Origin of the sequence: Paraburkholderia sp. BL25I1N1 (assembly GCF_003002025.1) — a bacterium.
Taxonomy (GTDB): domain Bacteria; phylum Pseudomonadota; class Gammaproteobacteria; order Burkholderiales; family Burkholderiaceae; genus Paraburkholderia.
This window is the reverse complement of the sequence record NZ_PVZB01000018.1, coordinates 43,607-63,233: the sequence shown is the minus strand read 5'-3', so window position 1 is coordinate 63,233 and position 19,627 is coordinate 43,607. Positions and strand designations below refer to the sequence as shown.

The following is a 19,627-nucleotide window of genomic DNA, read 5'->3' as shown; positions in this document are numbered from 1 at the left end:
CGCCAAAGCGTCGCCTGCGCACGCACGGAAGCGCCGCTTCGAGCGGCGCCCCGCCTCGCGCATGGATGCCTGCTTAGAACCCCGCAGCCAAGCCGTCACGGCGGCTATCGCTTGCCGCCACATAGCCGCGCTCCGGATCGTTGCGATCGAGCTTCCAGATGTACTGGCCGGAGCCGAAGTCCATATACGGATCGTCGACCGACTTGATCGTGTGGCCGAGCTTCTGCAAGGCCTCGGCGGTCTTCGGATCGAGCGTCGATTCGATGTCGATCGTGAAGTCGCGATTGACCTTCCAGCGCGGCGCGTCGCACGCGGCCTGCGGCTGCTGACCGTAGTCGAGCATCCGCACGATGGATTGCAGGTGACCTTGCGGTTGCATGTCGCCGCCCATCACGCCGAAGCTCATCACCGCTTCCTGCCGGCCGTCCACCTGCTGCGTGAGGAACGACGGGATGATCGTGTGGAACGGCCGCTTGCCGCCTTCCACCACGTTCGGCGATTTCGGGTCCATCGAGAATCCGCAGCCGCGGTTCTGCATGGCGATGCCGCTATCCGGCACCACGATGCCCGAGCCAAAGCCCATGTAGTTCGACTGGATGAAGCTGACCATCATGCCGCGCTCGTCAGCCACCGACATGTAGATGGTCCCGCCGGCCTTCGGCATGCCGAAGTCGAACTGCGTGGCGCGCTTGTGATCGATCAGTTTGGCGCGCGAGGTGAGGTACGCGTCGTCGAGCATCTGCTCCGGCGTGACTTCCATGGAGCGCGGATCGGCCACATAGCGGTAGACATCGGCGAAGGCCAGCTTCATGGCTTCGATCTGCAAGTGCTGCGACTCGACGTTGTCGACCGCCAGTTCCTTCACATCGAATTTTTCGAGGATGCCCAGTGCGATCAGCGCCGCGATGCCCTGCCCGTTCGGCGGAATTTCGTGCACCGTGTAGCCGCGATAATCCTTGCCGATCGGCTCGACCCAATCCGCTTTGTAGTTGCGCAGATCGTCGAGTGTCAGCGCGCCGCCGCCTTCGCGGGCGAACGCGGCGATCCGTTCAGCGATCTCGCCTTCGTAGTACGCACGCGGGCCTTGCTCGGCGAGCTTGCGCAGCGTCTTCGCGTGGCCGGGGAAGCGCACCAGTTCGCTTACTTCCGGCGCGCGGCCGCGCGGCATGAAGGTTTGCGCAAAGCCCGGCAGATCCTTCAGTTCCGGCACGGCAGCCGCCCACTTATAAGCGACGATGCTCGCCACCGCGTGACCGCGCTCGGCGATTTCAATGGCCGGCTCCATCAGGTCCGCGAACGGCAGCGTGCCGAACTTCTGATGCAGCGCTTCCCAGCCGGCGATCACGCCGGGCACCGTCACCGCGTCCCAGCCGCGTTTCGGTTGCTTAGCGAGACCGTTTTCCTCGCCATACTTGCGCTTGAAGTAGTCGACGTTCCACGCCGCCGGCGAGACGCCCGACGCATTCAGGCCATGCAGCTTCTTGCCGTCCCACACCAGCGCGAACGCGTCGCCACCCAGCCCGCACGAGACCGGCTCGACCACGGTGATGGCCGCTGCGGCCGCGATCGCCGCATCGACGGCATTGCCGCCTTTCCACAGCATGCGTAGGCCGGCTTGCGCCGCGAGCGGATGCGAAGTCGAAACGATGTTGCGCGCGAATACAGGCAGACGCGGCGTCGGGTAAGGGTTTTGCCAGTTGAAGCCAGTCATGTCGAACACTCTCGAAAGCACGGCCCGGCATGTGGAAACGCCGGAAGCCATTGGAAACGGATCGAACGCGGGGTGAGGCGAGGTGAAGCGCGAATCAACCGAGGAACCCCGGATTGCATCGTGATCCGGCCCAAAAAACAAATTCATTTATCAAATGAATAAATGCGTAAATGGCCTGAATAGATCGGCGCGCGGTCGTCTCGTCTCTTATGCATGTCGCACGAGTTGGCAGACAAGGTGCGCGATGGTCTTACAATACGCTCACCCCGTTCACGCATCACCCGCTTACCGGCCAGCCTGGCGCGCCGGCGGCGGGCAGCGCCGACAAAAAACCCACGAACCGAGACACATGACCCGAGACCCCCGCCTGACTCTCAATGCCCGGCAACAGGAACTGCTGGAGTGGGTGCAACGCGACGGCTTCGTGACCGTGGACGACCTCGCGGCCCACTTCGACGTGACACCGCAGACGATCCGCCGCGACGTCAATTGGCTCGCCGACATGAACCTGCTGCGCCGTTATCACGGCGGCGCGAGTCTGCCAACCAGCTCCGAAAACGTCTCCTATACGGCGCGTCAGCGCATGTTTCACGACGAGAAACGGCGCATCGCGGCGTTAGTGGCCACTCACATTCCCGATCAGGCGTCGCTCTTCATCAACCTCGGCACCACCACCGAAGAAGTGGCGCGTGCGCTCAATCGCCACCGCGGCCTGCGGGTGATCACCAACAACCTGAACGTCGCCAGCATGATGAGCGGCTATCCGGACTGCGAGGTGCTGGTGACGGGCGGCATCGTGCGGCCGTGGGACAAGGGGATCGTCGGCGAACTGGCGATCGATTTCATCCGGCAGTTCAAGGTGGACTTCGCGATCATCGGCACGTCGAGCATCGAAACAGATGGCACACTGCGCGATTTCGACACGCGCGAAGTGCGCGTCGCCGAAGCGATCATCCAGCATGCACGCACCGTTTTTCTCGCCGCCGACAACTCCAAATTCGGCCGCCCCGCTCTGGTTCGCCAAGGCCATCTCGATCAGATCGACGCGTTGTTCACGGACATCGCACCACCCGCCGAGATGACCGAGACGCTCGTGGCCGCCAACTGCCAGGTGTATATCGCCGGCTGACGCCAGGCGTTTTTCGCCATGTTGCAGTGCACGCGAAACTTCGAGTGAAATCAAGGATCTGGCCGCCGCTCCTAACCGCCTCCCATGCACCCAGTTGTCAAAGGGAAAATTTACTGGGGCGGATTTGGTGTTTAACGTGCGGATGACTACACTCCAGTTCCCGGCGTACTTTTCCGCATTCTGCGTAGCGCCGTTGCATCAAACTTTCGTTAGAGCCGTACCTCCCGCCTGATTCTTTGCGGACTTCACTGGCAAAAGCCAGTCGCCGGCAAGGCCGTCCGCGTTTGCTTGACATGGAGAGAACGATGCTAAGTCCGCATGAATTCGCCACGTTGTTGCTCGTCAAGGATGCTCCGAACCAGGTCGATATGGAGCGAGAAGAACTCGACGCCCTTCTGGAACGCCAGTTGGTGCAACTCGAACGGCTCGCGTCGGGCAACGAACAATGGCGCGTGACTGAAATCGGCGATAGCGCATTGCGAGCCATCAAGCGTCTTTCCTAGTTTTGCGGGTTTCATTGCGTCTTGCGGGCGGACGAGCGGTTGACGTCCGCCGCCGTGACGGCGCACGCGCCGCGCTTTCATCGCACGCGCCCTTGCTGCTTGAAATCTTTCTCTTCGCGTAAAACGTAGGATGCCGCCCGGCGTCCGTTTTGTTGTGCCCAAATCATTTACACAGTAAATTGACGCGACGGACTTTCTGCCCTCGCGCATGCCCAAAACGCTCTCCCCCGACGACATCCAGCAATTCCGCGAGGCCATGCGGCGCGTGGCCGAGAATGCGTTCGCGACGCGTGGCGCGGCGGGCGTGACAATGCGCGAACTGGCGAGAGAACTCGGTTGCAGCGCCATGACGCCCTACCGCTACTTCCGCGACAAGGAGGAGATTCTCGCGATGGTGCGCGCCGCGGCATTCAACCGCTTCGCGGCGCGCCTCGAAGCGGCCGCGAAGACTGCCCCGGAGATGGATCACTCGGCGGTGAGCGAAGCCTACGTGGCGTTCGCGCTCGACGAACCGCACGCCTATCGGCTGATGTTCGATCTGGCTCAGAACGCCAGCGTCCATCCGGAACTTGCCGCCGCCTCGCAGCGCGCGTGGCGCACGCTCGGCGAGCACTTCGAGCAGCTCGTCGCCGCGGGCATTCTGGAAGGCGATCCGCAACTGATCGGTTACGCGTACTGGGCGAGTCTGCACGGCTTCACCATGCTGACGCTGGCTAATCAGTTACCGTTGCCTCAGGTGCAGCAACCTGCCGGCGCCGGCAATGCGCCGACTCGCGAAGCCGTGTTCGCGCAAATTCGCCGCATGCTGTGGCGCGGCGCACAGCCGCAACGCGCCTAGCGCTCACTGCGCGCGAAACAGACCGGTTCACGAATGGCGACAAGCGAGCCGAACCGCGGCGCTCGCGCTTGGGCTTAACCGTTGCGCAACGTCGGATCGACGGTCGCGCGCCAGCTCAACGCCTTGGCCCGCTGTTCGGTGAAGAACGTCACCCACTGGTTACGCACCTGCGGATCGGTGCTCGCGCCCTGGCTCGTGTAATGCTGCGCGATCGACGTCTGAAACGCGCAGAAATCTTCTTTCGACAGCTTGCCGCTGCGGTTCGCCACGTACGCGTCGAACATCGCCGCATAGACGCCTTGCGCGTCGTTGCCGTAGTCGACCGTTTGGGGACTGCACATCTGCTGCAGCGACGCAAACGACGGCGCGCCCCTCGTTCCGCTCAGGCTCGGCGAGCTGACGCACCCCGCGAGAAGCGTAGCGGCGCCGATCATCAAAAGTCCACGCATGAATTCACCTCGAAATGGCTGCTGCCGAGAGTATCGTCCGTGGCCGCGCGTTGCGCCACTACCCGGGACAACCGTTAGAGAGGCGCCTAAACAAACCGAACTTTACTTTTTCGAATATGTTCATTAGAGTTCGAAAACGAACACTATCGGTTCGATAGGTTTTCCAAACAGTTTTGGCGGATACGACGCAGGGGACACAGCAGGTGACGCAAGGCTCAAGATACGATTTGCTCGTCGTGGGCGGCGGGATCAACGGTGCAGGCATCGCGCGCGATGCGGCGGGTCGCGGCCTGTCGGTGCTGCTCTGCGAACAGGACGATCTGGCGGCGCATACGTCGTCGGCCAGCACGAAGTTGATTCACGGCGGCCTACGCTATCTGGAATATCGCGAGTTCGGCCTGGTGCGCAAAGCGCTGCAGGAGCGCGAGACACTGCTGCGCGCCGCGCCGCACATCATGTGGCCGCTGCGCTTCGTGATGCCGCACATGCCCGATCTGCGCCCGGCCTGGCTGATCCGCGCCGGCCTCTTCCTGTACGACCATCTGGCCAAACGCGAACTCCTGCCAGGCTCGCGTGGCATCGTGATGCGCAATCATCCGGCGGGCGCGCCGCTGGTCGATTCGATCAAGCGCGGCTTTGTGTACTCGGACGGCTGGGTCAACGACGCGCGCCTCGTCGTGCTGAACGCACTGGATGCGCAGGAGCACGGCGCAAAAATTCTCACGCGCACGAAGCTGCTGAGCGCCGTGCGCGCGGGCGGCGAATGGCGTGCACAACTCAAACGCGCGGACGGCACGATTCTGGACGTGCGCGCCGCCTCGATTGCGAACGCCGCGGGTCCGTGGGTCGGCGAACTGCTGCAAGGCGCGCTCGGCCGCGCCGCGTCGCACAGCGTGCGGCTCGTGAAGGGCAGCCACATCGTCACGCGGCGCCTGTTCGATCACGATCACGCGTACATCTTCCAGAATCCGGACAAGCGCATCATCTTCGCGATTCCGTACGAACACGACTACACGCTGATCGGCACGACGGACCTCGAATATCGCGGCGACCCGTCGCAAGTGGCGATCAACGCCGACGAAACGCAGTACCTGTGCGACTCGATCAACCGCTACTTCAAGCAGAAGATTTCGCCGGCCGACGTGCGCTGGACATATTCGGGCGTACGTCCGCTGCTCGAGGAAGAAGGCGCGGACAACCCGTCCGCGGTCACGCGCGACTACTCGCTCGAACTGGACGCTCCCGCCGGTGAGGCGCCGCTGCTGTCGGTGTTCGGCGGCAAGATCACCACCTTCCGCAAACTGGCGGAAGAAGCCGTCGACAAACTCGCGCAAGCGCTGCGCCACGGGGCGGCTTCGTGGACGGCTGGCGCACCTTTGCCCGGCGGCGACATTCCAAACGCCAACTTCGAGCGCTTTCTGAACGAATTCAGGCAGCAGCATGCATGGCTGCCGGCCGATCTGGCGCATCGCCTCGCCCGCGCTTACGGCACGCGCGTCAAGCATGTGGTCGGCAATGCGCGTTCCGTGGCCGATCTCGGCCGCACCTTCGCGCCGGGCCTTTACGAAGCGGAACTGACGTATCTGCGCGACACCGAATGGGCGCGCAGTGCGCAGGACGTGCTGTGGCGCCGCTCGAAACTCGGCTTGCACGTCGAACCCGGCACGCTCGATTCGATCACACGCGATATCGATGCGTGGTTCGCTCGCGAGCCCGAGCGACAGAGCGCATAGTCAGACATCGCCACGCGGCGCGCTCGCCGCAGTAAAAAACAACCGCATCGATTCACCCCTCGGCTGGACCACGCGGGGCCGCATCATCGCACGTGTTGCTGCCCGCGCAAAACTAGAAGCCGTTCCCGTCGCCGGCTATCCGTCCGGCGATTCATAAAACGCATGGAGAAGAGACAATGCAGGACCAGTACATCCTCGCGCTTGACCAAGGCACCACCAGCTCGCGCGCGATGCTGTTCGACCGGCTCGGCAATATCGTGTCGATCGCGCAAAAGGAATTCCAGCAGATCTATCCGCGTCCGGGCTGGGTCGAACACGACCCGCAGGAAATCTGGTCGACCCAGGCGGGCGTCGCCGCCGAAGCCGTGACGCGTGCCGGCATGAACGGCACTTCGATCGCCGCGATCGGCATTACCAATCAGCGCGAGACCACCATTGTGTGGGATCGCGAAACCGGCCATCCGATCTATAACGCGATCGTCTGGCAAGACCGCCGCACCGCCGACTTCTGCGACCAACTCAAAGAGCAAGGGCTCGAAGAAAAAGTCCGCGCCAAAACCGGCCTGCCGATCGACTCGTACTTCTCGGCGACCAAGATCCGCTGGATACTCGACAACGTCGAAGGCGCGCGCGAAAAGGCCAAACAGGGCCGCCTCGCATTCGGCACCGTCGACAGTTGGCTCGTGTGGAATTTCACCAAAGGCGGCCTGCACGTCACCGACGTCACCAACGCGTCGCGCACGATGCTCTTCAACATCCATTCGCTGAAGTGGGACGACGAACTGCTCGAAGCGCTCGATATTCCGCGCAGCATGCTGCCGGAGGTGCGGCCTTCGTCGGAAGTGTACGGGCCGACCAAGACCACCGTGTTCGCCTCGAAGATTCCGCTCGCGGGCATCGCCGGCGATCAGCACGCCGCCCTCTTCGGCCAGATGTGCACGGAGTCGGGCATGGTGAAGAACACCTACGGCACAGGCTGCTTCCTCGTGATGAACACCGGCGACAAGCCGATCGAATCGAAGAACAATCTCGTCACCACGATTGCGTGGCAGATCGGCGATCAGATCAATTACGCGCTCGAAGGCAGCATCTTCATTGGCGGCGCCGTGGTGCAATGGCTGCGCGACGGCCTCGGCATCATCAAGAACGCCGCTGAAATCGAAACGCTGGCGCGCAGCGTGTCCCACTCCGACGGCGTGTATCTGGTGCCCGCCTTCGCCGGCCTCGGCGCGCCGCATTGGAACGCGCGTGCTCGCGGCACGCTGTTCGGCGTGACGCGTGGCACGTCCTCGGCGCATATCGCACGCGCCGCGCTCGATTCGATCGCCTATCAATCGCTCGACGTGCTGAAGGCGATGGAAGCCGACTCCGGCATTCGCATCGGCGAATTGCGGGTGGACGGCGGCGCCTGCGCGAACAATCTGCTGATGCAGTTCCAGGCGGACATTCTCGGCGTCGACGCGGTGCGCCCGAAGGTGGCGGAAACCACCGCATTGGGCGCGGCATATCTCGCCGGACTTGCGGTGGGTTACTGGAAAGACGTCGACGAACTGCAAAGCCAGTGGAAGCTCGATCGCCGCTTTACGCCCGCCCTGCCGCACGCCGAGGTCAAGCAATGTCTCGACGGCTGGCAGCGCGCGATTCGCGCCGCGAAGGCCTGGGCCGATACGCCCTGAGCGCATCTTCCAACACCTTCCTTCAACGATATCGACTATAAGGCAGCCGCTTATCCCGCGGCTTCCCTCATAACTATATTTCGGATACCCAACGATGTCTCCTTACATTGCTGAATTCATCGGCACAGCACTCGTGGTGCTGCTCGGCGACGGCGCCGTCGCCAACGTGCTGCTCGCGCGCACCAAAGGCAAAGGCGCGGACCTGATCGTGATCGTCATGGGCTGGGCGATGGCCGTGTTCATCGCCGTCTACGTCACTGCGTCGTTCAGCGGCGCGCACCTGAATCCCGTCGTAACCATCAGCCTCGCGCTGGCCGGCAAATTCGCCTGGGCCAAAGTGCCCGGCTATATCGCGGCGCAAATGCTCGGCGGCATGGCCGGCGCGCTGCTGGTGTGGATGGCGTATCGTCAGCACTTCGCCAAAGAAGCCGACGCCGACGTGAAGCTCGGCGTGTTCTGCACCTCGCCCGCGATTCGCAGCGTGCCGCACAACCTGCTCACCGAAATGATCGCCACATTCGTGCTGATCCTGGGCGTGCTGTATCTGGCTTCGCCGCAAGTCGGTCTCGGCGCGCTCGACGCGCTGCCGGTCGGTCTGCTGGTTCTCGGCATCGGCATCTCGCTCGGCGGCCCGACCGGCTACGCGATGAGTCCCGCTCGCGATCTGTCGCCGCGTTTGATGCACGCGCTGCTGCCGATTCCAGGCAAGCGCGACAGCGACTGGCACTATGCGTGGATTCCGGTTTGCGGTCCGTTGCTGGGTGGCGCGGCGGCGGCGTGTCTGTATCTGTATCTGCACGCGCATTGATCCGCGCGGCGTAGGTAGGGCTCACTCAGGCGTACGTCACGGTGCGCCTGAGCAAAGAAGTCACGGAAAGCAGCGGCGCCGCTCAGGCGCCGCCAAAGCACGTATCATGACGCTTTCACTTACCGCGCATGCGCTCGCAATTGCCTTGCGCATGCGCTTCGCTTTCCGTTTTCAGGCATGATCGACCACCTCATTTGTGACTGCGACGGCGTCCTCGTCGACAGCGAAATCATCGCTGACCGCGTGATGCTCGAAACGCTGACCGCCACGTTCCCCGGCCTCGACTTCGAACCCATCGTCAAGACGGCCTTCGGTCAGCAAACGTCGCGCTTTCTCGAAGGCATCGAGAAGTCATTCGATATCACGCTGCCCGCGAATTTTTTCGACACCATCGAACACAATGTCGAGCTCGAACTCGCGGCTTCGCTGAGCCCGATCAACGGCGTGCGCGACGCCTTGCAACGCGTCACGTTGCCGGCGGCCGTCGTGTCGAACAGCCGGATGGCGCGCGTGAATGCGTCGGTGCGGCGCGCGGGTTTGCAGCAGATTTTCGGCGAACGCATTTTCAGCGCGGAACAGGTGGCGCGGCCGAAGCCCTATCCCGATGTGTATCTGTTCGCCGCGAAAACGCTGGGCGTGGAACCGTCGCGATGTGTGGTGGTGGAAGACAGCGTGGCGGGTTTGAATGCCGCGCGCGCGGCGGGCATGAAGACGATCGCTTTCGTCGGCGCGAGCCATATTCCCGATGGCTACGCGGACGCGCTGCGCAAGATGGGCATGACGCGGATCATGCAGCATATGGATGAGTTGCCCGCGCTGGTCGAAGCGGGCGTACGCGGCGAGTTCGGCGACGTGCAGTCGTAGCAGTGGCGGCTAACGCAAAAGCCGGCTGCAATGCCGGCGTTCGTGGCGAATTCGGCGGCGTGCAGCCGTAACCGTTACGCGGCAATTGGAAAAGCCGGCAATTCAAGCTTGCCGGCTTTTTTGCATCTACGCGGTAGCGCATGCGCGCGTCACCTCACGCGCGCACACGAGTCACACCTCGTCAGCCACGCACTCGCGCGCCCGCGCCAGCGCCTGACGAAACTCCACCAACTCGGCGATAGTCAGCATCGGCAGATTGTGTTGCGCGGCAAAACGCTCCACGTCCGCACCGCGCGTCATCGTGCCGTCCGGGTTCATCAGTTCGCATAGCACGCCGGCCGGCTTCAGACCCGCCAGAATCGCGAGATCGACCGTGCCTTCCGTGTGGCCGCGACGCGCCAGCACGCCGCCGGGTTGCGCACGCAGCGGGAACACGTGACCGGGACGCACGATATCGGCGGGCTTCGCCGTGTCGGCGATCGCGGCGCGAATGGTCGTCACGCGATCGAGCGCGGAGACGCCGGTAGTCACGCCGTCGCGTGCTTCGATCGAGACCGTGAACGCGGTGCCGTGACGGCTTTCGTTGTTGACGGACATGGGCGGCAGTTCGAGCGCGCGGATTTTCTCGTCGGGCAAACACAGGCAGACGATGCCGCTGCATTCGCGGATCAGCAACGCCATGGTTTCGACGGACAGACGCTCGGCGGACACGATCAGATCGGCCTCGTTCTCACGGTCGTGGTCGTCTTGCAGAACGACGGCGCGGCCATCGCGCATGGCTTGCAAGGCGGCGGCGATACGCGGCGGAACGGCTTCGGTGGCGAGCAGCGGGAGATCGAGGAATGCGCTATCCGCAATCGTCGACGGAGCAGGGAAAGTAGCAAAGGTCATGATTGAAACGCTCATCGCAAAAGTTGGGCGAGAAACGTTTCAGGGCATTGCAAACAGACAAAGACGCGCCGTTGAACGCCGCGCAAAGCGACGCTCGCGCACCGCCTCGACCTGCAAGCGGCGCCACGGAAACGAACATGACTATCTGCACATCTTCTTCCATCCGGACTCTAACCGTCGGCCCTGGCTTCTCACCAGATCTGCTGACCCCACTTCAGTCTTTCCTGTTCGGAAGACCGTACGACGTGGGCGCTCGCGGGCTCACCGGCTCACGCTTTCGCGTTGCCGGCATACCGCCGGTGGGGAATTTCGCCCCGCCCTGAAGACGCACTGATTGCCGGATCGACCGGCTGGCAAAGCATACAGCAGTCGCGCCGCACCTGCAGCGCAACCCTACTCGTCAGACGGAGATCTCCGGCTCGGAGCAAATCCGTCCGTCAACGATACCGATCAAACCGGCGCGGCCTCGCGCGCCGGCTCATGGTGCGTTTGAACGTCCCAGCGCGGCGGCGTCTCCGCTTTCAACGTCACGCGAAACGCGCGCGCTTCCGTGTCGCCAGGATTGCGCAGGCTATGCGGCTGGTCGGCGTCGAACACGATCGCGTCGCCCGTGGCCAGCAACTGGCGTTGATCGTGGACGCTGACTTCCAGCGTGCCCTCGCTCACCACCAGATTCACCGTGGTGCCAGGCGCGCGGCGCGTACCGGCTTCGGTGTGCAGCGGCGCGATACGCAATTCGTGAAACTCGGCGGCGGTCGGCTCGGCGTCGGGATAAAGCGGCCGGGCCGAATAGCGTCCGTTCGAACTGACGACACGCGACGAACGCTCCGCCGGCAAATGCTCGAAGCCGTTGGTCGCGTGACGCCGCAAGAATGCCGCCACCGACACCTTCAACGCCGCCGCCACCTTGCACAGCACCTTGATGGACGGCACGCTGCGCGCCGACTCGATCTGCGCGAGCATGGCGCGAGAGACGCCGGACGCGCGAGCCAAAGCGTCGAGCGACAGTTGCCGCTCGGCGCGCAAACGGGCGAGGTTCACGCCGACCAGATGTTCAAGTGCATCGAAGGGTTCAGCGGCGCGCGGCGACGTATCGGTGTCAGCCGTGGGATCGCGAACCAGCGCAAGCGGGGAATGCATGATTGCCTCCAGGAGCGCCGCCGGACGGCGGGCAAACGGTTAGTGGAAGCAAGATAGCATCGCGCCGCGCCACGCCCAACGAAGTTATCTTCACACTGTTATCAGCATTGCGGAGGACGTTTTCCGCAATGCTTGTGCGAATTTTTCATAAGGGCGCGGGCGCGGCGATTCACGGACTCAAGCACGCTCACGCCCGCTGCGCCACCGTCGTCGCCGGCGCGTCCATGCGCGCCGCGAACCACGTCAACAGCAATGCCGCCACGCTGACCGCCGCCGCCACCCACGGCAAGGTATCGAGCGAATGGCCGTGATTGATCACCAGGCCGCCGAGCCACGCGCCGCCCGCATTGCCGACGTTGAACGCACCGATATTCAGCGTCGAAGCCAGATTCGGCGCCGCGGCCGCTTTCTCGACTACGCGCATCTGCAACGGCGGCACCGTGGCGAACGCGGCAATGCCCCATACGAAGATCGTGATCGCCGCGGCCACCTGCGAATGGCTCGTGCGCGCGAAGATCGCCATCACCACCGCGAGCGCCACCAGAATGCCCATCAGCGACGGCATCAGCGCACGGTCCGCCAGCTTGCCGCCGATCGTATTACCGATCGTCAGACCCACGCCGAACAGCACCAGGATCAGCGTCACGCCGCGCGGCGAGAAGCCGCTCACCTGCTCGAGAATCGGCGCGATATAGGTGAACACGACGAACACGCCGCCGAAGCCGAGCACCGTCATCGCGAGCGCGGTCCAGACTTGCGGATCCTTCAACACGCGCACTTCATGACCGAGGCCGACCGGGCCGGCATCATGACGATTCGGCACCAGCGCCGTCACGCCCGCGAGCGACAGCACGCCGAACGCGCTGACAATCCAGAACGCCGCGCGCCAGCCGAATTCCTGGCCGACGAACGTGCCGAACGGCACGCCGAGCACGTTCGCGAGCGTCAGGCCGGTGAACATGAGCGCGATCGCGCTGGCGCGCTTTTCGGCCGGCACGAGCGAAGCCGCCACCACCGCGCCGATGCCGAAGAACGAACCGTGCGCGAACGACGTCACCACGCGCGCGATCATCAGCACGGAATAGCTGGACGCGACCGCGCACAGCGTATTGCCGACAATGAACACGCCCATCAGCAACTGCAACGCCAGCTTGCGCGGCATCTTGCTGGTCACCACCGCGAGCAGCGGCGCGCCGACCGCGACGCCGAGCGCGTAGCCGCTCACCAGCAATCCCGCCGACGGAATCGACACCGCCAGATCGTGCGCGACCTCGGGCAGCAAGCCCATGATCACGAACTCTGTCGTGCCGATTGCGAATGCGCTGATCGCCAGCGCGAGTAATGGAATGGGCATTTCTCTTCTCCAGGTTCTAAATTTGAGCGTGATGCAGCGCGGTCACGAATTCGACGACGACGCCCGGCGCGAGCGCCACGAACAGTTGCGCCTGTGCCTCTTGCGGTCCCATCTGCGGCACGCGCGCGGTTTGAAAGTCGACGCCGTGCGCGTGCAGGCGACCGAGCAGCGCCTGCCATTCGGCGGCGCTCTCCAGCCGGAAGGCGATGTGGTCGATGCGCGGCGCCGTCCTGCCACCCGCGGCGGGCGCTGTCGCGTCGATCAGGTGAATCAGCGGGCGGCCGTTCGCGTACAGCCAGTAGCCGTCAATCGAAAACGGCGGCCGGGCGCCTTCGGTCAGCCCGGCGACGTCGACGAAAAAACGCCGGGCCGTGTCGAGGTCGGCAGTGACGATGGTCGCGTGATCGAGTTGCATGGCGTAGCAGTCTCAGGGTTTTCCATGAGCGCATTGTCGGGGCTGCATGTCAATTTGATAATTGGCGTAGCATTTGAAGCATTTTCAAATCTCATTTGAAAGATTCCTCATGGACAACCTCGGTGACATCCGCCTGTTCGTCGAAGCGGCGCAGCAGGGCAGCCTGTCGGCCGCCGGCCGCAAGCTGGGACTGACGCCCGCCGCCGCCAGCGCGCGCCTTGCCAAGCTCGAAGCCGGCCTCAAAGCGCGCCTGTTCGAGCGCACCACCCGTCAACTCAGGCTCACTGACGAAGGCCGCCTGTACCTGAACTGCTGCCGTCAGGCGCTGCAATCGCTCGACGACGCCGAAGCGGCCTTGCAAGCCGGTCAAGGTGTCGTGCGCGGCAAGGTGCGGGTGTCGGCGACCTCGGACTTCGGCCGCAATCTGCTGATGCACTGGCTCGACGAATTCAACGCGCTGTATCCGGAAGTGACCTTCGCGCTCACACTGTCGGACTCGCTGGCGAACCTGGTGCAGGAAGACATCGATCTGGCGATCCGCTTCGGCGTGCCCCAGGACAGTTCGCTGGTCGCCCGCAAGCTGGCGCCGAACCGGCGCGTGCTGTGCGCGTCGCCGGACTACATCGCGCGCAAGGGCGAGCCGAAGGATCCGCACGATCTGGCCAATTTCGACTGCATCGTGCTGGCCACCGCCGCCGGGCTGGCGAACGAGTGGCGCTTCACGCGCGGCGACGAGGTGCAGCACTACACCGTGCCGTTCGACACCGCCCGCGAAACCAACGACGGCGCGGTCGCCCGCGAATGGGCGCTGCGCGGCTACGGCATCGCGATCAAGTCGATGTGGGACGTGGAAGCCGACCTGCGCGCCGACGGCCTGAAAATCCTGCTGCCGGAATGGCGTTATCCGGACGCGCCGCTGCACGCGCTCTACCATCGCAACCGCTTCATGGCGCCGCGCGTGCGCGTGTTGCTGGATTTTCTGAGCGAGCGTTTCGCGCAGGTGTCGGACGAACTGGAAGGCCTGCTGGGCTTGCCGCCGGAGCGTGCGCACGGCGAGGCGGCCGGGGAAACCGCATCGCGCGAAGGGCTATAATATTGAGCTACGCTGCAAACGTGCCCCGAAAGCTGCCCACGGCGGCCCATAACGGTAAACAAGCGCCGCCCCGCGGCCCGCTCGCACGTTTCGCCCTGTTCACCTTTTTAAACGACGCCCCCAGGTTAACCACTGCGACCGGCGAAATTCAATGACCAAGAAAGTTTATGTAAAGACCTTTGGCTGCCAGATGAACGAGTACGACTCCGACAAGATGGTCGACGTACTCGGCGCGGCTGAAGGACTCGTCAAGACCGACACGCCGGAAGACGCGGACGTCATTCTGTTCAACACGTGCTCGGTGCGCGAAAAGGCGCAGGAAAAAGTGTTTTCCGACCTCGGCCGCGTGCGCGAGTTGAAGGAAGCGAATCCGAATCTGATCATCGGTGTGGGCGGCTGCGTGGCGAGCCAGGAAGGCGCGGCAATCGTGTCGCGCGCGCCGTATGTCGATCTGGTGTTCGGCCCGCAAACACTGCACCGTCTGCCGCAAATGATCGACAAGCGCCGTGAAAGCGGCCGCGCGCAAGTGGACATCTCGTTCCCGGAAATCGAAAAGTTCGATCACCTGCCGCCGGCGCGCGTCGACGGCCCGAGCGCGTTCGTGTCGATCATGGAAGGTTGCAGCAAGTACTGCAGCTATTGCGTCGTGCCATACACGCGCGGCGAAGAAGTGTCGCGTCCGCTGGACGACGTGCTGACCGAAATCGCCGGCCTCGCCGACCAGGGCGTGCGCGAAGTCACGCTGCTCGGCCAGAACGTGAACGCCTACCGCGCCGGTCTCACGCTCGGTTCGACAGAAATCGCCGACTTCGCCCAGTTGATCGAATACGTCGCGGATATTCCGGGCATCGAACGGATTCGCTACACCACGTCGCATCCGAAGGAATTCACGCAGCGCCTGATCGACACCTACGCGAAAGTGCCGAAGCTCGTCAGCCACCTGCATTTGCCGGTGCAGCACGGCTCCGACCGCATCCTGATGGCCATGAAGCGCGGCTATACGGTGCTCGAATACAAATCCGTGATCCGCAAGCTGCGCGCGATCCGCCCCGACCTGTCGCTCTCCACGGACCTGATCGTCGGCTTCCCCGGCGAGACGGAAGAAGACTTCGACAAGATGATGGCGCTCGTGCACGAGATGAAGTACGACACCAGCTTCTCGTTCATCTACAGTCCGCGTCCCGGCACGCCGGCCGCGAATCTGCACGACGACACGCCGCGCGAAGTGAAGCTCGAGCGTCTGCAACATTTGCAGGCCACCATCGAGGAAAACGTGCAGCGCATCAGCGATTCGATGGTCGGCAAGATCGAGCGCATACTGGTCGAGCGCCCGGCCCGCAAGGATCCGAACGAACTCGCCGGCCGCACCGAGAACAACCGCGTGGTGAATTTCCCGGCGCCGGTCGCGTCGCACGCCAGGCTGATCGGCCAGATGGTCGACGTGAAAATCGTCAAAGCGTACCCACATTCGCTACGTGGCGAGCTCGTGCTGGTTCATGACGACGCCCCGGCCACGACCCACTAAGCGACGCAAACCCGCGCCGCCAACCCGCGTATCGAAACCGACAGGATCGACCCACCGCCTTGAAGACCACTCAGCAGCATCTGGAATTCACCGCACCGCGCGAAGACAACGCGCGGCTCGCCAACCTCTGCGGCCCGCTCGACGAGAATCTGCGCCAGATCGAGCAGGCGCTCGACGTAACGCTGCAACGCCGTGGCCACCGCATCACGATTCGCGGGCGCGGCGCGAAACTCGCGCTCACCGCGCTCGAAAAGTTCTACGACAACTCGCAGAAGCCACTGTCGGTCGACGATATCCAGCTCGCGCTCGTTGAAGTGCGTCAGCCGGCACGGCGTCGCACGAACGGCAACGGCCATGGCACGGAAGCGCTGGACCCGCGTTTCCCCGGCAATCCGGATCATCCGTTCGACGAGCCCGCCGACGCCGGCGACGACGACATCGAAGAACTCGGCCCGAAGCTGTACACGCGGCGCGCCGACCTGCGCGGCCGCACGCCGGCGCAGCGCGAGTATCTGAAGCAGATCATCTCGCACGACGTGACCTTCGGCATTGGCCCGGCCGGCACCGGCAAGACCTATCTCGCGGTGGCTTGCGCGGTGGACGCGCTCGAACGCGACCAGGTCAAACGCATCGTGCTGACGCGTCCGGCTGTCGAAGCGGGCGAGCGGCTCGGCTTCCTGCCGGGCGATCTGGCGCAAAAGGTCGATCCGTATCTGCGTCCTTTGTACGACGCGCTGTACGATCTGCTCGGCTTCGACAAGACCGCCAAGATGTTCGAGCGGCAAATGATCGAAATCGCGCCGCTCGCCTACATGCGCGGCCGCACGCTGAATCACGCGTTCATCATCCTCGACGAGGCGCAGAACACCACGCCCGAACAGATGAAGATGTTCCTCACGCGGATCGGCTTCGGCTCGAAGGCGGTGGTCACCGGCGACACGACTCAGGTCGACTTGCCGCGCGGCCACAAGAGCGGGCTGATCGAAGCGCAGCAGGTGCTGGCCGATGTGCGCGGCATCGCGCTGACACGCTTTACCAGCGCGGACGTGGTGCGGCATCCGCTGGTCGCGCGAATTGTGGAGGCGTACGATGCGCATTCGCAGAAAACCGCCAGTCCGGCGGATTCGCGCTAAGCGCCCGCAGCTATAAAGAACGCAACGAAAGCATTAAAACGACACCGCATGAGCCGCGCCCCGAAACTGACGTTGAATCTGCAATTCCCCGCCGCCAGGACCTGGCCGGAACACAAGGCGCTGCTGCCGCGCGCCACCGTGGCCGGCTGGATCAAGGCGGCGCTCTTCGCGGACGGCGAACTGACGGTGCGTTTCGTCGATGCCGAAGAAGGCCGCACGCTGAACCGCACCTATCGCGGCAAGGATTATTCGACCAACGTGCTGACCTTCGCCTACGCCGAATCGGAAGACGATCCCGTGACGGGCGACCTGATCCTCTGCTGTCCGGTGGTCGAGAAAGAAGCCGCCGAACAGGGCAAGCCGCTCATTGCGCATTACGCGCATCTGCTCGTGCACGGCACGCTCCACGCCCAGGGCTACGACCACGAAGTCGAGGAAGAAGCCGAGGAAATGGAAGCCATCGAAACGGAAATCCTCGGCAAGCTTGGCTTTCCCGATCCGTACCAGTAGGCGTCGATCACCCGCGCGTCGCCAACGTCCAATCCGTTCAAAACCATCGTGAGCCTCTCTTCTCCTGAAGCCGACACCCGAACACCGTGCCCGGACTATCCGCCGGCGCTCGGCGAATCGCGGCTTCTGACGGACGAGGAGTTGCGCGCGTCGCTCGACTGCACGTTGCGCGACTGGGACCGCAAAAGCGACCTATGGCTCTTCGGCTACGGGTCGCTGATCTGGAATCCTGGCCTGCCTACCGTCGAAGCCACCCGCTCCAAAGTCCACGGCTATCACCGTGGGCTGTATCTGTGGTCGCGCGTGAATCGTGGCACGCCCGAACAGCCCGGACTCGTGCTGGCGCTCGATCGCGGCGGCTCGTGCACCGGCATCGCATTCCGGCTCGCGGCCGAAGGCTCGATGCCGCATCTCGAAGCGCTCTGGCGCCGCGAAATGGCGATGGGTTCATACCGGCCGGCGTGGCTGCCGTGCGTGCTCGCCGACGGCCGGCGCGTCGACGCACTCGCCTTCGTCATGCGCCGTGACGTGCCGACCTACACCGGCAAGCTGCGCGACGAGATTGTCAAAACCGTGTTCGGCTGCGCGAGCGGCCGCTACGGCACCACGCTCGACTACGTCAGCCGAACGGTCCATGCGCTGCGTGAGAGCGGCATGCCCGACCGCGCGCTCGAAGCGCTGCTCGAACGGTGCCGCGAGGAAAGCCGCGAAGCGAACGTGAAAGCGGGCCAGAAAGCAGACCAGAAATAACCGCGGCGAACGGCGCTTTTTTTCCCGAAAACGCTTTTCCGCGCGTAATCAGTTAGGATTGACCCACGCCCGTCCTCACGGGGGAGCCGCTTCACCCCAGCTTCACTCATCGCCCAGCCGGGCGGGACACGGTCCTGCCATGTGCCTGGTGTATCCTTAATGCTCTGCAACAGCGCGCCCAGTCTTGCCGGGCGCACTACCATGAACGACACGTATCCCAGTCGACGCGAACTCGACAAACCGCAGGAAAAGCGCTCACTCCTCGAGCGTCTGACCGACTTCATCTCGCCCGAGCCCGACTCGCGCGCCGAACTTCTGGAAATTCTGCAGGATGCGCACGAGCGCAACCTGATCGACGCCGACTCGCTGTCGATGATCGAAGGCGTATTCCAGGTGTCCGAACTCAGCGCGCGCGACATCATGGTGCCGCGGGCGCAAATGGACGCGATCAATATCGCGGAGAATCCCGCCGAATTCATCCCCTACGTGCTGGAAAAAGCGCACTCGCGCTATCCGGTGTTCGAGGGCAATCGCGACAACATCATCGGTGTGCTGCTGGCCAAAGACCTGCTGCGCTATTACGCCGAAGAAGAGTTCGACGTGCGCGGCATGCTGCGCCCCGCCGTGTTCATCCCCGAATCGAAGCGCCTGAATGTGCTGCTGCACGACTTCCGCGTGAATCGCAATCACCTCGCGGTGGTGGTCGACGAATACGGCGGCGTGGCCGGCCTGATCACGATCGAAGATGTGCTGGAACAGATCGTCGGCGATATTGAAGACGAATACGATTTCGACGAGGAAAGCGGCAACATCATCGCCTCGCCGGACGGACGTTTCCGCGTGCGCGCGCTGACCGAAATCGAACAGTTCAACGAGGCCTTCGGCACGCACTATTCGGACGATGAAGTCGACACGATCGGCGGACTCGTCACGCATCATTTCGGACGGGTGCCGCATCGTGGCGAAAAAGTCCGCCTCGACGATCTGATCTTCGAGATTCTGCGCGGCGATGCCCGCCAGATTCACATGCTGCTGGTGCGCCGCGATCCGCTCGCGGGCCAGCGCGAGCGCGAAGCGCAGCACGTGCAGACCTGAGCCCGCTTTT

The 19,627-nt window shown here is 63.7% G+C and carries 19 protein-coding genes and 1 riboswitch; of the genes, 13 read left to right on the top strand and 6 right to left on the bottom strand.

All coding sequences use genetic code 11. The features are described from left to right. Positions 1-73 precede the first annotated feature (73 nt). Positions 74-1,711 carry a gamma-glutamyltransferase gene (gene ggt, locus B0G73_RS25755; protein ID WP_106284050.1) on the bottom strand — a complete coding sequence of 546 codons (1,638 nt, stop codon included), beginning with the start codon at positions 1,709-1,711 and terminating at the stop codon, positions 74-76. Positions 1,712-2,060: 349 nt separating this feature from the next. Between ggt and B0G73_RS25750 the strand changes: the two genes are divergently transcribed. From B0G73_RS25750 to B0G73_RS25740, 3 genes are all read left to right on the top strand, one after another. Continuing rightward, positions 2,061-2,840 carry a DeoR/GlpR family DNA-binding transcription regulator gene (locus B0G73_RS25750; protein ID WP_106284049.1) on the top strand — a complete coding sequence of 260 codons (780 nt, stop codon included), beginning with the start codon at positions 2,061-2,063 and terminating at the stop codon, positions 2,838-2,840. A gap of 305 nt (positions 2,841-3,145) precedes the next feature. Further along, entirely contained in the window at positions 3,146-3,343 is a 198-nt protein-coding gene (locus B0G73_RS25745; protein WP_166679045.1) for a hypothetical protein, read from the top strand. 208 nt (positions 3,344-3,551) lie between these two features. Continuing rightward, entirely contained in the window at positions 3,552-4,181 is a 630-nt protein-coding gene (locus B0G73_RS25740) for a TetR/AcrR family transcriptional regulator (RefSeq protein ID WP_106284047.1), read from the top strand. 74 nt (positions 4,182-4,255) lie between these two features. Here B0G73_RS25740 and B0G73_RS25735 read toward each other — a convergent pair whose 3' ends face one another. Beyond that, on the bottom strand, positions 4,256-4,630 hold the full coding sequence (locus B0G73_RS25735; RefSeq protein ID WP_106284046.1) for a hypothetical protein: 375 nt from the start codon (positions 4,628-4,630) through the stop codon (positions 4,256-4,258). Positions 4,631-4,833: 203 nt separating this feature from the next. Here B0G73_RS25735 and glpD point away from each other — a divergent pair, with 203 nt between their 5' ends. From glpD to B0G73_RS25715, 4 genes are all read left to right on the top strand, one after another. After that, complete coding sequence (gene glpD, locus B0G73_RS25730; RefSeq protein WP_106284130.1) at positions 4,834-6,363, top strand: glycerol-3-phosphate dehydrogenase; 1,530 nt, start codon at positions 4,834-4,836, stop codon at positions 6,361-6,363. 176 nt (positions 6,364-6,539) lie between these two features. Next, positions 6,540-8,039 carry a glycerol kinase GlpK gene (gene glpK / locus B0G73_RS25725; protein ID WP_106284045.1) on the top strand — a complete coding sequence of 500 codons (1,500 nt, stop codon included), beginning with the start codon at positions 6,540-6,542 and terminating at the stop codon, positions 8,037-8,039. A gap of 94 nt (positions 8,040-8,133) precedes the next feature. Further along, complete coding sequence (locus B0G73_RS25720; RefSeq protein ID WP_106284044.1) at positions 8,134-8,847, top strand: MIP/aquaporin family protein; 714 nt, start codon at positions 8,134-8,136, stop codon at positions 8,845-8,847. 177 nt (positions 8,848-9,024) lie between these two features. Next, complete coding sequence (locus B0G73_RS25715; RefSeq protein ID WP_106284043.1) at positions 9,025-9,711, top strand: HAD family hydrolase; 687 nt, start codon at positions 9,025-9,027, stop codon at positions 9,709-9,711. Between the two features lie 171 nt (positions 9,712-9,882). On the opposite strand, the gene ribB is transcribed toward B0G73_RS25715, so the two are convergent. From ribB to B0G73_RS25695, 4 genes are all read right to left on the bottom strand, one after another. Then, a complete protein-coding gene (gene ribB, locus B0G73_RS25710) occupies positions 9,883-10,602 on the bottom strand; it encodes a 3,4-dihydroxy-2-butanone-4-phosphate synthase (RefSeq protein ID WP_106284042.1) in 720 nt (239 codons plus the stop codon). A gap of 147 nt (positions 10,603-10,749) precedes the next feature. Beyond that, positions 10,750-10,933: riboswitch (FMN riboswitch) on the bottom strand. Positions 10,934-11,052: 119 nt separating this feature from the next. After that, a complete protein-coding gene (locus B0G73_RS25705) occupies positions 11,053-11,742 on the bottom strand; it encodes a helix-turn-helix domain-containing protein (protein WP_106284041.1) in 690 nt (229 codons plus the stop codon). A gap of 187 nt (positions 11,743-11,929) precedes the next feature. Beyond that, positions 11,930-13,096, bottom strand: a complete 1,167-nt coding sequence (locus tag B0G73_RS25700) for an MFS transporter (protein WP_106284040.1) — start codon at positions 13,094-13,096, stop codon at positions 11,930-11,932. 16 nt (positions 13,097-13,112) lie between these two features. Then, complete coding sequence (locus B0G73_RS25695; protein WP_106284039.1) at positions 13,113-13,511, bottom strand: VOC family protein; 399 nt, start codon at positions 13,509-13,511, stop codon at positions 13,113-13,115. A 109-nt stretch (positions 13,512-13,620) separates the two neighbouring features. Between B0G73_RS25695 and B0G73_RS25690 the strand changes: the two genes are divergently transcribed. From B0G73_RS25690 to B0G73_RS25665, 6 genes are all read left to right on the top strand, one after another. Continuing rightward, positions 13,621-14,604 carry a LysR family transcriptional regulator gene (locus tag B0G73_RS25690; protein WP_106284038.1) on the top strand — a complete coding sequence of 328 codons (984 nt, stop codon included), beginning with the start codon at positions 13,621-13,623 and terminating at the stop codon, positions 14,602-14,604. A gap of 151 nt (positions 14,605-14,755) precedes the next feature. Further along, complete coding sequence (miaB, locus tag B0G73_RS25685) at positions 14,756-16,129, top strand: tRNA (N6-isopentenyl adenosine(37)-C2)-methylthiotransferase MiaB (protein ID WP_106284037.1); 1,374 nt, start codon at positions 14,756-14,758, stop codon at positions 16,127-16,129. Between the two features lie 59 nt (positions 16,130-16,188). Then, positions 16,189-17,262 carry a PhoH family protein gene (locus B0G73_RS25680; RefSeq protein ID WP_106284036.1) on the top strand — a complete coding sequence of 358 codons (1,074 nt, stop codon included), beginning with the start codon at positions 16,189-16,191 and terminating at the stop codon, positions 17,260-17,262. 48 nt (positions 17,263-17,310) lie between these two features. After that, positions 17,311-17,772 carry an rRNA maturation RNase YbeY gene (gene ybeY, locus B0G73_RS25675; protein WP_106284035.1) on the top strand — a complete coding sequence of 154 codons (462 nt, stop codon included), beginning with the start codon at positions 17,311-17,313 and terminating at the stop codon, positions 17,770-17,772. A 48-nt stretch (positions 17,773-17,820) separates the two neighbouring features. Continuing rightward, positions 17,821-18,522 carry a gamma-glutamylcyclotransferase gene (locus B0G73_RS25670; RefSeq protein ID WP_106284034.1) on the top strand — a complete coding sequence of 234 codons (702 nt, stop codon included), beginning with the start codon at positions 17,821-17,823 and terminating at the stop codon, positions 18,520-18,522. A 201-nt stretch (positions 18,523-18,723) separates the two neighbouring features. Continuing rightward, complete coding sequence (locus tag B0G73_RS25665; RefSeq protein WP_106284033.1) at positions 18,724-19,617, top strand: HlyC/CorC family transporter; 894 nt, start codon at positions 18,724-18,726, stop codon at positions 19,615-19,617. Positions 19,618-19,627 lie beyond the last annotated feature (10 nt).

Excerpts from the sequence above, each read along its gene's own strand:
- ggt (WP_106284050.1), bottom strand. The coding sequence starts at position 1,711 with ATGACTGGCTTCAACTGGCAAAACCCTTACCCGACGCCGCGTCTGCCT.
- B0G73_RS25750 (WP_106284049.1), top strand. The coding sequence starts at position 2,061 with ATGACCCGAGACCCCCGCCTGACTCTCAATGCCCGGCAACAGGAACTG.
- B0G73_RS25745 (WP_166679045.1), top strand. The coding sequence starts at position 3,146 with ATGCTAAGTCCGCATGAATTCGCCACGTTGTTGCTCGTCAAGGATGCT.
- B0G73_RS25740 (WP_106284047.1), top strand. The coding sequence starts at position 3,552 with ATGCCCAAAACGCTCTCCCCCGACGACATCCAGCAATTCCGCGAGGCC.
- B0G73_RS25735 (WP_106284046.1), bottom strand. The coding sequence starts at position 4,630 with ATGCGTGGACTTTTGATGATCGGCGCCGCTACGCTTCTCGCGGGGTGC.
- glpK (WP_106284045.1), top strand. The coding sequence starts at position 6,540 with ATGCAGGACCAGTACATCCTCGCGCTTGACCAAGGCACCACCAGCTCG.
- B0G73_RS25720 (WP_106284044.1), top strand. The coding sequence starts at position 8,134 with ATGTCTCCTTACATTGCTGAATTCATCGGCACAGCACTCGTGGTGCTG.
- B0G73_RS25715 (WP_106284043.1), top strand. The coding sequence starts at position 9,025 with ATGATCGACCACCTCATTTGTGACTGCGACGGCGTCCTCGTCGACAGC.
- ribB (WP_106284042.1), bottom strand. The coding sequence starts at position 10,602 with ATGACCTTTGCTACTTTCCCTGCTCCGTCGACGATTGCGGATAGCGCA.
- B0G73_RS25705 (WP_106284041.1), bottom strand. The coding sequence starts at position 11,742 with ATGCATTCCCCGCTTGCGCTGGTTCGCGATCCCACGGCTGACACCGAT.
- B0G73_RS25700 (WP_106284040.1), bottom strand. The coding sequence starts at position 13,096 with ATGCCCATTCCATTACTCGCGCTGGCGATCAGCGCATTCGCAATCGGC.
- B0G73_RS25695 (WP_106284039.1), bottom strand. The coding sequence starts at position 13,511 with ATGCAACTCGATCACGCGACCATCGTCACTGCCGACCTCGACACGGCC.
- B0G73_RS25690 (WP_106284038.1), top strand. The coding sequence starts at position 13,621 with ATGGACAACCTCGGTGACATCCGCCTGTTCGTCGAAGCGGCGCAGCAG.
- miaB (WP_106284037.1), top strand. The coding sequence starts at position 14,756 with ATGACCAAGAAAGTTTATGTAAAGACCTTTGGCTGCCAGATGAACGAG.
- ybeY (WP_106284035.1), top strand. The coding sequence starts at position 17,311 with ATGAGCCGCGCCCCGAAACTGACGTTGAATCTGCAATTCCCCGCCGCC.
- B0G73_RS25665 (WP_106284033.1), top strand. The coding sequence starts at position 18,724 with ATGAACGACACGTATCCCAGTCGACGCGAACTCGACAAACCGCAGGAA.